This is a genomic window from Candidatus Binatia bacterium, assembly GCA_036504975.1.
Taxonomy (GTDB): domain Bacteria; phylum Desulfobacterota; class Binatia; order UBA9968; family UBA9968; genus JAJPJQ01.
This window is the reverse complement of record DASXUF010000151.1, coordinates 1-11816: the sequence shown is the minus strand read 5'-3', so window position 1 is coordinate 11816 and position 11816 is coordinate 1. Positions and strand designations below refer to the sequence as shown.

Here is an 11816-nt window from a genome sequence, read left to right as displayed (position 1 = left end):
TTGCGCGCCTTTGCCGTCTGAAATTTCAAAGTTTTCTTCTTACTCTTCATGACAAAAACATCATAAGAGAGCCCATCCATTCTGTCAACAGTTGAGATGAATGGCCCCGTGACTAATGCAAGAAAAAGAAAACCTGTCGGCGGGATCGGGGTCTGGCTTTGAAATCTTGCGTTTCTTCTTCACACGATTAACTACATTACCGGAAATCCAACTCGGCGCATCGGCTTGATGAAAACTCGCTGAACTTGGGCTATAGTGAGGCTCATGGAGGTTTGAATATGACACGAGCCGCCAAGGATATTGTTAAAGCAGCCATTCGGCTGCCCGAAGATGAGCGCCTCCAGGTCGTTGAGCAGCTTCTCGTTAGCTTAGATTCAGCTACCGACAAGGACGTAGATGCGGCATGGGCCGCTGAAATCGAGAGGCGCTCCCGGGAAATCAAGGAAGGTACGGTCCGACCCGTCGTCTGGGAGGAGGTAAAGTCCCGGGCCAGAAAGCGGGTTCGTGGCGCAAACTAAGGTTGTTTTTCACCCTGGCGCATCCGAAGATTATGAGGCCGCATTTGCCTGGTACCATTCCCGTGGAATCACGGTCGCCTCTGACTTTGAGCGGGAAATCGAGCGCGGCGTCCGTCTCATTGCTGAGACGCCTCTAAGATGGCCGAAATTTGATAACAGCAGGCGGCGGTTTATCGTTCGAAAATTTCCCTACTCGATCGTCTACGAAATCATTAATGATGAGGTGGTGATCCTTGCTGTAGCTCACGGCCGGCGAAGGCCCTACTACTGGCGTGACCGTGTGGGGTAGAAGCTTGTTCGCGTCTCGGTTACGCCTGGGGTGAAGCGATTTCCCTGGCGTGAAGAATCTCGCCGCGCCCCATCGGACGAATGTCCGTCTCGGTAAGAGTCAGCACGGCAACTGTTCTCCCTTCGGCCGTAACAAACTCAACCTCAAATGCCCGACGGTCGCCGTAGGCATGCACCACTGCGCCGATATCCCCCTCTTTTAGACCATGCTCAGAGACATCGTGCTGAAGGACAACCGGTTCTAGCTCCTGGATCATTGGGCTCCCTCCACAAGAGTGTCAGATCGGATAAGCCGTTACGCCCCTTAGGCATTTGCTTGCAAAGGTCCTGAAGCGATCGTTAGGAGTGCGGCTGACCTTTCCCGGCGAAACCATAGCACAGCAAGGCCCAACTGGCGAAGGGTTCTACGAATGGAAGCGCCAATCTCTTTGCTTGCTCCGCCGCTTACGGTATAATTCACCTATTTTCCAGCTTTAACCTACGCCTCATGAACGATCTCGGAGTCATCATCCTTGCCGCAGGCCTCGGAAAGCGAATGAACTCGAGCCTGCCCAAGGTGCTGCATTGCATCGGGGGAAAGCCGCTTTTTTCCTATCCGCTGAAAATCGCGCGCAGTCTCAGCCCGAAAAAAGTCGCCGTCGTCGTGGGTCACGGGGCCGAGTCGGTGCGGCAGGCCTGCGGCGACAACGAAGTGACCTGGGTCTTGCAGGAAAAACAGCTCGGCACGGGGCACGCGGTCGTCTGCGCGAAAAAAGTCTTCGCTGGATTCTCCGGCGACCTCCTGATTCTCAACGGAGATGTTCCGCTGATCAACCGCGAGAGCCTTCTCAAGCTATGGCGCCGGCATAGTGAAAAAAATTCGACGCTCACGTTTGTCACCGCGCGTCTTGAGGATCCTTACGGTTACGGCCGAATTCTTCGCGACGCCAACGGAGAATTGGTCCGAATCGTGGAAGAAAAAGACGCCACCGACGCGGAAAAAAAGATCTGCGCTATCAACGCCGGCATCTACGCGGTCTCGGCCGATTTTCTCTTTTCCGCTCTCGAGGGGATCACCAACTCGAACCGGCAACAAGAATATTATCTGACGGACATCGTCGCCGCGGCGCTTAAAGACGGCGAAAGAGTCGGAACGATCGAGGCGGAAGACGCGCGGGAGATCATGGGCATCAACACAAGAGAGGAGCTTGCGCTTATGGAAAAGATCCTCCAGGAGAGAATCAACCGAAGATGGATGGAGGCAGGCGTCACCCTCAAAGATCCCCAGACCACGTACATCGACGAAGCGGTGAAGATCGGCAAGGATACGGTGATCGGCCCGAATACGCATCTCCTCGGAAACACCGTCATCGGCGAGCGCTGCCGAATCGACGGCTCCGCGTATCTGACGAATATGCGGCTGGCTAACGACGTCCATCTAAAGTTTTCGGTGGTCATGGCCGATTCCCGGATTGACGATGGCGCGATCGTCGGCCCGTTCGCGCACCTGCGGCCGGGAACGCACCTCGGACCTCGCGTCCACCTGGGAAATTTCGTCGAGGCCAAGCAGGCCACGATCGGCGAGGGGTCGAAGGCGAACCATCTCACCTATCTCGGCGACGTGACCGTCGGACGCGACACCAATATCGGGGCCGGCACCATCACGTGCAACTACGATGGCTTTAAAAAATATCGCACGGCGATCGGCGATCGCGTTCAGGTCGGCAGCGACACCACTCTGGTCGCGCCGGTCACTCTGGGCGACGACGTGTACGTGGCAACCGCGACCACGGTGCGCCGCGAGGTGCCCGCGGGCGCTCTGGTGTACAACGAACGGGTGGAAAAGGTAAGAGACGGCTGGACCGAGCAAAAACGAAAAAAAATGGAGAAGCTTAAAGTCTGATGTGCGGCATCGTCGGATACATCGGCCAGCGCGACGCTGCGCCGATCATTTTGGAAAGTCTCCGAAAGCTCGAGTACCGGGGCTACGACTCGGCCGGAGTGGCCGTCTTGAACGGCGGTGAGGTGGCGATCCGCCGCTGCGAGGGCAAGCTCGCCAACCTCGAAGCGATGCTGTTCAAGCGGCCGGCTCCCGGAAACGTCGGCATCGGCCATACCCGCTGGGCGACTCACGGCAAGCCTTCCGAAGTCAACGCCCATCCCCACCAGGCCGGCAATGTCGTCGTCGTCCACAACGGCATCATCGAGAACTATCTGGAGCTGAAGGCGCATCTTTTGAAAAAGGGCGCCCACTTTACCTCGGAGACCGACACCGAGATCGTCGCCCATCTGGTCAATGAAAAAATTCAGCGCGGCGTGGACTTCCTCACCGCGGTGCAAAATAGTCTTGGGGAAATCCAGGGCTCCTATGCCCTGGTCTTTCTGAACCTCAAAGATCCCGCGCGCCTGATCGTGGCCAAGAATTCGACGCCGATCGTGCTCGGCCGGGGCGAAGAGGAAACGCTCATCGCCTCGGACATCCCCGCGCTCCTCGATCACACTCGCAAAGTGACCTTTCTCGAAGACGGCGAGCTGGCCGAAGTCAAAGCCGCCGGCTTTCGGATCATGAACGGCAAGGGGAAACCCTTGAACCGTCCCTTCAAGGAGATCACCTGGGACGCCGTGGCCGCGCAGAAAGGCGGATATCCCCACTTCATGCTCAAGGAGATCCACGAGCAGCCGCGGACGGTGACCGATACGTTCCGCGGGCGGATCTCGCTCAAGGAAGGCGCGGTCGCGCTCGAAGGAATTCCGCTGAGCGCGAGCCAGATGCGCCAGGTGAAGAGAATCCACCTGGTCGCCTGCGGCACGGCGTGGCACGCCGCGTTGGTGGGAAAATTCTTGCTCGAAGAGATCGCCGGCGTCCCGGCCGAGGTGGATTACGGGTCGGAATTTCGCTACCGGGCGCCGCTCATCAAGGCCGGCGACTTCCTCCTGCTCATCAGCCAATCCGGCGAGACTGCCGACACTCTGGCCGCCGTCGAAACGGCGCGGAAGAAAAAAGCCAAGGTGATCTCCATCTGCAACGTCGTCGATTCCACGATCGCGAGAAAATCGGACGGCGTCTTTTATACCCACGCCGGGCCGGAGATCAGCGTCGCCAGCACCAAGGCTTTCACCTCCCAGTTGACCGCCCTCTACCTGCTGGCGGTCGGCATGGGCAGGCTGAACGGAAAGCTGCCGCGGGCCCAGGCCAAGAGGCTGATCGAGGACCTCATGCACCTCCCCCATTGGATCGAAGAGGCGTTGAAGCTCGACGCTGAGCTGGCAAGTCTCGCCGCCGATCTTAGCCACGCTTCCGATTTTCTTTATTTAGGGAGAGGCATCAACTACCCGATCGCTCTCGAAGGGGCGCTCAAGCTGAAAGAAATATCCTACATTCATGCCGAAGGGTATCCGGCCGGCGAGATGAAGCACGGGCCGATCGCTCTGGTCGATGAAAAAATGCCGATCGTGGTGCTCCTGCCGCGGGACCGCCATTTTCAAAAAACGCTCTCGAATCTCAAAGAAGTGGAATCCCGGGGAGGAAAGATCATCACGGTCACCAACCGCGACGGCGAGACGATCGGCGCAAAGGCTTACCGCAGCGTGGTCGTTCCTGAAGCCTCTCACTTCCTCACACCGGTCGTGCTCACGATTCCGCTGCAGCTCCTCGCCTATCATGTCGCCGTCGCGCGCGGCACCGACGTCGATCAACCGCGCAACCTCGCCAAGAGCGTCACGGTAGAGTAAAAAAGGGCGGCCGAGGGGCGCGGGTCTTCGGCCGTGGCCGATAGAGTAGTACCAAGAGTCGAGCCGGTCTCATCGGACGTCCACGGCCTCTTCCTCGCGCCCCTCGGCCTCGGAGAGCGGGTAACGGTCTTTATCGTCAAGCCGCGTTGGCGCCGCGAAATCCTCTGGCGCAGAAATAAATCTCCGAAGAGCCTTTGCGCGTCGCCTCGGGGCGCGTGCGGTCAACGGATGAAAAGTCGCGCTTGAGCGCCAGGAAGAACTCGTGCAGCTCTTCCGCGACAAAGCTCTTGGCAAGGAAGTTTCCTCTCGGACGAAGAAGACGGCGCGCGACCGCGTGCGCCAGACGAATCAACTCGACGGAGCGGGCAATATCGGCGTCGTGAATTCCGGTCAACTTCGGCGCGAGGTCCGAGAGAACGCAATCCGCCGGTCCGCCCAACAGCTCGGCGATTTTTTTCGCGCACTCCTCCGAGGCAGCGTCGCCCTGCAGGACGACGATGTTCGGCTCATGAAACGGTTGAATGGGCTGGAGATCGATGCCTACGATTTTTCCCTTGGGCCCGGCAAGCTCAGCCGCGACCTGGAGCCATCCTCCCGGCGCCGCGCCGAGATCCACTACGCGATCGCCCGGCTTGATGAGCTGAAAGCGCCGGCCAAGCTCCAGGAGCTTGTAGGCCGCGCGCGAACGGTATCCTTCCTTTTTGGCTTTGCGATAAAAGGCGTCTTTGGGCTGGTACTTCACGGGGAATGATGAATTTTGACCCATTCGACGTTGCTCAGGGTCAACCCTGAGGTTCTCGAAGGGTTGAATGATGAATTCTGAATAAAGGACATACAACCACCTCAAGCGAAAAAAAAGGCCCGGCATTTATGGCCGGGCCTCATTCAAAATTCAAAACTAAGAATTCAAAATTTTTTATTTAGCGGGCGTGATCGTAAACTCGACCCGGCGATTGACGGCGCGGGCCCAGTCGGTCTGTTGGTCGACCAGCGGCTTGGATTCGCCAAAACTCGATACCGACACACGGCTCGGGTCGATCCCGAGGTCGGCCAGCTCCTTCATGACTCTCTGCGCGCGCCGGAGCCCGAGTCTCTGATTGTATTCGTCGCTGCCGACGTAATCGGTATGGCCTTCGATCGACACGAGGACGTCTGTCTTCTCTTTTATTTTTTGCGCCAGAAGATAAATCTTGCCCTTGCCTAGGTCCGTGAGCTCGGAGGAGTCGAAACGAAAAGCGATATCGGGAAACACAACCCTTTCGACCTCGACGATTTTCGGCACTTCTTTGTAAACCGTCTTCTCTACCGAAACTTGCTGGACGGTCACTTTCTCTGCAACGGGTTCTTGCCGGGCAGCCGGTTTGCGGACCGCCGGTCCCGGCGTCGGGGGTCGCTTCGGCACACCGAAGTCATAGCCAGGCTCCGGATCGGCGAAGAGAGGCGGATGCGGCCGGTGGCCAAAGAATTCCTCTTGCGGCTTGCTGGCGCTGACGATAAAGTGAAACGGCCGTGTAACAAACCATTCCGTAAGAAAGCCGCCGGGGTAAGCAATGTAGGCCAGCAGCCTAAGCGGGTGGGATTGGCTGTCGTCGTATTCATCCCAGGCGGCCGGCGCATTCACCGGAGTGAAGCATACCGCAGCCCACAGAGCCAGCGGAAGGATCCCAAAGCGAGCTGTCTTCATAAAGCCCTCCTCATATCGGCAAAAACGGTTGTAGTGTAAGTTTTCCCTTTCCCCTTGTCAAACGTGGCAAAACTCGCGCTTGTAAAAAATAGGTCCGTAGTTTACAAAAAGGAGACCGGCATGAGACATCATTGGGCGTCTAACGCCGTAATAATTCACAAACATACCCTATTTTCCTCTCGCTGCTAACGATGCTTGTTTTAATGCAAAAGAGAGACCGGGTAGCGTGGGTAACGCTTGACCGCCCGCCGCTTAACGTCCTCAACCTTACTATGTTGCAGGAATTGAGGGCGGTTATTAACTCGGTGGAAACGGACCCGGCCCTAGACCTCCTCATCATCAGCGGCGCCGGCGCGCGCGCTTTTTCCGCCGGAGTGGACATTAAGGACCACACGCGGGAAAAAGTTCCCGCGATGCTTGCGACGGTCCACGGCGTCATTCGGGCCCTGCTTGCGCTTCCGCAGATTACCGTCGCGGCTGTGCGCGGTGTCTGTCTCGGCGGCGGCTGCGAGCTGGCCAGCTCCTGCGATTTTATCTTCGCGACCGAAGACAGCTTCTTCGCCACGCCGGAGATCAACGTCGGCTGCTATCCTCCGGTCGCCCTGGCCCGCTTTCCCGGGCAACTGGGCTATCGGCGCGCCGCGGAGATGATTCTTACCGGACGAAAAGTCTCGGCCCACGAAGCTCTGGCGATGGGATTGATCAATCGCGTCACCCCGCCTGATGAGCTTGATCATGCATTGAACGGTCTCGCCGACGAGCTTAGGGGAAAGAGCCGCGCCGTGCTCAGAATCACCCTCAAAGGACTGCGGGAAATTGCGCTGAAAAATTTCCCCCAGGCGCTGCAGAGATCCGAGGAGATTTACCTTGAGGAGCTGCTCAAGACCGAAGACATCGAAGAAGGCGTGAAGTCGTTTCTGGAAAAGCGCCAGCCTCAATGGAGCCACCGATAGTCAGATGGCCGACTTCGAAATCAAAATCACCCGAGATCCGGAGGAAATCCGCGCGGCGCAGAAGCTCCGCTTCGAAGTCTTCAATCTCGAGATGAAAAAAGGGCTGGAAGAATCCTACCAGCGGGGCCTAGACGTGGACAAGTTCGACCCCGTATGCGATCACCTCATCGTGCGCGCGCGCTCTCAGCGTCGCGTGGTCGGCACGTACCGGCTTCTGCTCGGCTCGCAGGCGGGGCAGCACTTCGGCTTTTACTCTGAGCAGGAATTCAACCTGGAAAATATCAAGAAGCTCGACGGCGAACTGTTGGAGCTCGGACGCTCCTGCGCGCACAAGGACTATCGCGATAGGGCGCTCATCCATCTCATGTGGCAAGCGATCGCGGAGTACGTTAAAGATCATCGAGTGCGCTATCTTTTCGGCTGCGCCAGTTTTCCCACGACCGATCAGCGGGAGGTCAGCCAGTCCATCGCGCTGATCAAAGAGAAGTATTACGCGCCGGAGAAGTTTCGCGTCCAGCCGGTGCCGGGTATGGAGCTCTCAGGCGTGCAGGAAGATGTGGAGATTACGGACCGCGAGGGCCTTTTCTTCCGGCTGCCGAGCCTCATCAAGGGCTATCTTAGAGTCGGAGCTCTGCTTTGCGGCCCGCCGGCTCTGGATCTCGAGTTCGGCACGACCGATCTCTTTCTTTTGCTGGACGTGAACCGGGCCAGCAGTGAATATCTCCGGCGCTTCGGCCTTTCGGCCTCGGATGTGAGCCGTGCGGATCGTTAAACTCATCACCCTCCTCGTCGTTTGGTCGCTGCTCTTCCTCGCGGCAGCGCTTATCCGTCTATGGATCTTTGTCTGGCGGCCGAAGAACCGTTGGAAAATCGTGAGCGTCATGACGCAGAGATTCGTCACGATGATCAGGATGATCGTCAACGTCAGGATCACGCTGCAGGGCGATCTCGATCTGCTGGACACCAAGGGCGCTTTCATCGCCAGCAATCATCTGGGCTATCTGGACGGCTTCGTCTTGGGGAGCCTTTTCCCGACGATCTTCGTTTCCAAGCGCGAGGTGCGCAGCTGGCCGATCATCGGCTGGTGGACCGCGCTCTGCGGGACGGTTTACATCGACCGGGAGCGCAAAGGGAAGATTCCAATAGTCGTGGAAGAGATCGTCGAGAGATTGACGCAGAAGGCGAACATTCTCATCTTTCCCGAGGGCACCTCGACCGCCGGCGACCATCTGCTGCCGTTCCAGTCGGCGCCGTTCGCCGCGCCGCTCCGCGCGCACGCGCCGATCGTGCCGTTGACCATCACGTACCGGAGAATCAACGGCGAGCCCGTCACTGAGGCCAACCGGGATCAGATTTACTGGTACGGCGAGATGGATTTCGCGACCCACTTTTGGCAGGTCCTGGCGCTGAGGAACATCGAGGTCGCGGTCAGATTCCACGCCCCGATCGACACCGCGCACTACAAGAACAGCTCCGTGAGCCGGAAGCAGTTGAGCCAGGCTTGCTACCACGCGATCGCGAGCGGATTACAACAAGACAGGAAAAGCCTGCGGACGCCGCTAACCCTGAGTTAGCTGGCGCTTGATGTTTTCGACGAACTGCTGCAGCATCTGGTCGGCTTTTTTGCGGATGATGGGCTGGCCGAACTCGCCGATCTTGCCCAAAATATTCACGTCGGTCTCGACCACCAGCTCCGTCTCTTTTGGAGATATCTCTTTGAGCTCCATGCTGGTCTTCCCCTTGACGGCGCCTGCGGCTCTGCGGTCGTTCGCTTCCGCTCTCAGCGCGGCGCGCCACTTGTCGCGGTCGCGCTCCTCTAAAATGATCTTGCCCTGGAGGTTGAGCGAGATCGGCCCGACGCGGACCGCGAGCGTTCCTTGATACGTCGTGTCGTCGAGCTGGCTCACGGATTCTACGCCCGGCAGCGACTGCGCGACTTTGGGAACGTCCATCAGGAACTCCCAGAGCGGCTCGCGGCCCACCGGAATGACGGCGCGCTGGCTGAATTTCATCGTCAGCCTCTACCCTTCTTCGCCGAACGGGCCGGCGCCGCCTTGGGTATTCTGACCAACCCGCCGAGCGCCTTTTCCAGAGCGCGGCGGACGAATACTCCGGCCATCTCTTTTTTATAAGCCGCCGAGCCGCGAAAATCGCTGATCGGATCGACCGCCTGCTTGGCTTTTTCGCCGGCCTCGCGGAGCGCTTCGGCTTTGACCGGCTGGCCGCGCAGCACCGCCTCGGCCTCGCGCGCGCGAATCGGCGTCGTGCCGACGCTGCCGAGAGCGATGCGGACATCCGAGATAATCTTTTTCGTCTTGTCCAACGTCACGACGGCCGCGGCCGAGACGGTCGCGTAGTCGTCGGCCGTGCGCGGGAGAAATTTGAGAAACGCCGCGCCGCTGTTCGCCGGGAGTCGCGGCACGGAAAGCTCCGTGATGACTTCGTCCGGCTTGAGCACGGTCTCATAATAATCGGTAAAAAATTCTTCCACCGGGATGGCCCGGCTGCCGTCCGCCGAGCTCGCCTTCAAGCTTGCGCCGAGCGCGATCAAGGTCGGAGGCGGATCTTGATTGGGATCGGCATGCGCCAGCCCGCCGCCCACCGTCGCCATGTTGCGCACGCGAACCGTAGCCACGTGATGATACGTCTCGGCGAGTAGCGGCAAGCGCCGGCGCACCAGCGGAGAGCTCTCCACCGCGCGGTGCGTGGTTCCTCCGCCGATGCGGAGGTCGCCGTTTTTTTCCACGATGCCGCTGAGGCCGCGCACGGAGCGCAAACTGATGAGGCACGTCGGCTGCACCAGGCGCTGCTTCATCATAATAATGAGCGCCGTGCCGCCGGCGATGAGCTTGCCGTCCGTGCCGAACTGCTTCAATTCCTGTTGAACTTCCTTGAGGCTCTTCGGAGTGCGATATTCAAAGGGCTGCATGATCGGTCCTTATCTAGCGAACTGATGCGCTTTTTGAATCGACTCGATGATCTTGTAGTAGCCGGTGCAGCGGCAGAGGTTGCCCATCATCCAGTCTTTGATCTGCTCTTCGTTCGGCTTCGGAACTCTGTCCAGCAGGGCTTTGGCCGCGACAACCTGGCCCGGCGTGCAGATGCCGCACTGGAAGCCGCCGTACTTGATGAAGCTCTTTTGCACCGGGTGAAGCTCGCCGTTTTTGGCCAGCCCCTCGACCGTCGTGATGTCGTGTCCGTCCGCGAACACCGCGGGCGCAAGACAGGAGCTGATCATCTCCCCGTCCATGAGCACCGTGCACGCGCCGCAGACACCGACACTGCAACCCTCCTTGGTGCCCGTGAGGCCGAGATCGTAGCGGAGAAAGTCGATCATCAAGCGGTTCGTCGGAACCTCCTGCTCGACTTTTTTCCCGTTGACGCGCAGGCGAATCTTTTTCTTCATTGGAATCCTTCCGTCCCGCCGCGAAAGATCCGCGGCGATAAAGTGACAACCCGATGCGGCTATGTTATAGAAAGAATCCGCTTAAACTGCAAGCAGCGACAGACGGGAAATTTGCCCTCCCTTCTCCCGGGAAGAAAGGAAATTCGGCGGCGCCCGATGGCCGGACTTTTCACACGACAGTTGCGACGCGAGACGGATAAAATCTGGCACGCCGTTCACGCCCACCCCTTTTTGGACGAGCTTCGCGCCGGCACCCTGCCGATGGACCGGTTCGTCTATTTTATCTTGCAGGACTACGTTTACCTCCTCGACTTCGCCCAGGTCCTCTGCCTTGGAGGCGCGAAATCGCCGGATCTAAAAACTCTGGAAATCTTCTGCCGCCACGCGCTGATCGCCGTCGAAGTGGAGCGAAGCTTTCATGCGAGCTTTGGAAAGAGCCTGGGCCTCTCGCAGCGGCAGCTCGACCGCACGCCCAAAGGGCCGGTCACCGAAGCGTACACGAAGCATCTTCAGGCCGTGGCCCGAGGCGGGAGCCTGGCGGAAATCGTCGCCGCGGTGCTACCGTGCTACTGGATTTACGGCGAGGTAGGAAGGAGACTCTATCGCAGGCGGCCAAGAAAGCCGGCGATTTACCGCGAGTGGATCGAGATTTACGCGTCAGAGGATTATTGGAAACCGGTGCGGGAGCAGATATGGTTGATGGACCGCCTCGCCGCGGGCGCCCGAGGCGAAGAGAAAAAGCTCCTGCGTGACCATTTTATTCTCAGCAGCCGCTACGAATTTCTTTTTTGGGACCAGGCGTATCGTCTGGAACAATGGCCGGTTTGAGAAAGGATGAGGGATGAAGGATGAAACAACCATAGGCTCATCGGGCTAAAAAATTTTGAAGAGGAGGTTAGGCACATGATTGCTCTAACGGACAAAATACCCGAATTGATCGACAACGCCCTGGCGAACGGCTGCCCATGCGTCCTCGCCACGGTATCCAAGGACGGCGAGCCGGACATCGGCTACAAAGGCAGCATGATGGTCTTTGACAACAAGTCGCTCGCATACTGGGAGCGCACAAGACGGCAGCATCTCAAAAATGTCCTGGAAAATCCCAAAGTCGTCGTGCTTTTCCGGGACGCGAAAACCAGACTCAACTTCCGCTTCCACGGCGTCGCGACGGTTCACCAGGACGGGCCTATCCGGGAGCAAGTTATGTCCCGCACCGTCAAGGATGAGATCGACAAGGATCCGGAGCGGAAGGGCGC

The 11816-nt window shown here is 58.6% G+C and carries 14 protein-coding genes; 8 read left to right on the top strand and 6 right to left on the bottom strand.

Annotated features, from left to right (window positions below; translation table 11 throughout):
• The first annotated feature begins 504 nt into the window (after positions 1–504).
• Positions 505–807 (top strand): type II toxin-antitoxin system RelE/ParE family toxin, encoded by a 303-nt coding sequence (locus VGL70_19195; GenBank protein HEY3305657.1) that lies wholly within the window; start codon positions 505–507, stop codon positions 805–807.
• 19 nt (positions 808–826) lie between these two features.
• On the opposite strand, the gene VGL70_19190 is transcribed toward VGL70_19195, so the two are convergent.
• Positions 827–1063 carry a DUF4926 domain-containing protein gene (locus VGL70_19190; protein ID HEY3305656.1) on the bottom strand — a complete coding sequence of 79 codons (237 nt, stop codon included), beginning with the start codon at positions 1061–1063 and terminating at the stop codon, positions 827–829.
• Between the two features lie 230 nt (positions 1064–1293).
• On the opposite strand from VGL70_19190, the gene glmU reads away from it, so the two are divergent.
• Both glmU and glmS read left to right on the top strand, forming a co-directional pair.
• Positions 1294–2688 carry a bifunctional UDP-N-acetylglucosamine diphosphorylase/glucosamine-1-phosphate N-acetyltransferase GlmU gene (gene glmU / locus VGL70_19185; protein HEY3305655.1) on the top strand — a complete coding sequence of 465 codons (1395 nt, stop codon included), beginning with the start codon at positions 1294–1296 and terminating at the stop codon, positions 2686–2688.
• Positions 2688–4517 carry a glutamine--fructose-6-phosphate transaminase (isomerizing) gene (glmS, locus tag VGL70_19180; GenBank protein HEY3305654.1) on the top strand — a complete coding sequence of 610 codons (1830 nt, stop codon included), beginning with the start codon at positions 2688–2690 and terminating at the stop codon, positions 4515–4517. Before glmU ends, glmS begins: the two co-directional genes overlap by 1 nt.
• A gap of 136 nt (positions 4518–4653) precedes the next feature.
• Here the strand turns inward: glmS and VGL70_19175 are convergent, their stop codons facing one another.
• Positions 4654–5283, bottom strand: a complete 630-nt coding sequence (locus tag VGL70_19175) for an RlmE family RNA methyltransferase (GenBank protein HEY3305653.1) — start codon at positions 5281–5283, stop codon at positions 4654–4656.
• Between the two features lie 150 nt (positions 5284–5433).
• On the bottom strand, positions 5434–6201 hold the full coding sequence (locus VGL70_19170) for an OmpA family protein (protein HEY3305652.1): 768 nt from the start codon (positions 6199–6201) through the stop codon (positions 5434–5436).
• Between the two features lie 203 nt (positions 6202–6404).
• On the opposite strand from VGL70_19170, the gene VGL70_19165 reads away from it, so the two are divergent.
• Genes VGL70_19165 through VGL70_19155 form a run of 3 tightly spaced genes read left to right on the top strand, consistent with a single transcriptional unit; the run spans position 6405 to position 8728 of the window.
• The gene (locus VGL70_19165) at positions 6405–7154 is read left to right on the top strand and encodes an enoyl-CoA hydratase/isomerase family protein (protein ID HEY3305651.1); all 750 of its coding nucleotides are present in this window, start codon (positions 6405–6407) and stop codon (positions 7152–7154) included.
• A 4-nt stretch (positions 7155–7158) separates the two neighbouring features.
• The gene (locus tag VGL70_19160; GenBank protein HEY3305650.1) at positions 7159–7926 is read left to right on the top strand and encodes a GNAT family N-acyltransferase; all 768 of its coding nucleotides are present in this window, start codon (positions 7159–7161) and stop codon (positions 7924–7926) included.
• Complete coding sequence (locus tag VGL70_19155; protein ID HEY3305649.1) at positions 7913–8728, top strand: lysophospholipid acyltransferase family protein; 816 nt, start codon at positions 7913–7915, stop codon at positions 8726–8728. Before VGL70_19160 ends, VGL70_19155 begins: the two co-directional genes overlap by 14 nt.
• Here the strand turns inward: VGL70_19155 and VGL70_19150 are convergent.
• From VGL70_19150 to VGL70_19140, 3 genes are read right to left on the bottom strand one after another with little or no spacing between them, the layout of a single operon-like run.
• A complete protein-coding gene (locus VGL70_19150) occupies positions 8714–9166 on the bottom strand; it encodes an SRPBCC family protein (protein HEY3305648.1) in 453 nt (150 codons plus the stop codon). The genes VGL70_19155 and VGL70_19150 overlap by 15 nt on opposite strands.
• A 2-nt stretch (positions 9167–9168) precedes the next feature.
• Complete coding sequence (locus VGL70_19145; GenBank protein HEY3305647.1) at positions 9169–10083, bottom strand: xanthine dehydrogenase family protein subunit M; 915 nt, start codon at positions 10081–10083, stop codon at positions 9169–9171.
• Positions 10084–10092: 9 nt separating this feature from the next.
• Complete coding sequence (locus VGL70_19140; GenBank protein HEY3305646.1) at positions 10093–10560, bottom strand: (2Fe-2S)-binding protein; 468 nt, start codon at positions 10558–10560, stop codon at positions 10093–10095.
• Positions 10561–10716: 156 nt separating this feature from the next.
• Between VGL70_19140 and tenA the strand changes: the two genes are divergently transcribed.
• A complete protein-coding gene (tenA, locus tag VGL70_19135) occupies positions 10717–11388 on the top strand; it encodes a thiaminase II (GenBank protein HEY3305645.1) in 672 nt (223 codons plus the stop codon).
• 75 nt (positions 11389–11463) lie between these two features.
• The coding region (locus VGL70_19130) for a pyridoxamine 5'-phosphate oxidase family protein (protein ID HEY3305644.1) at positions 11464–11816 on the top strand (353 nt) is incomplete at its 3' end.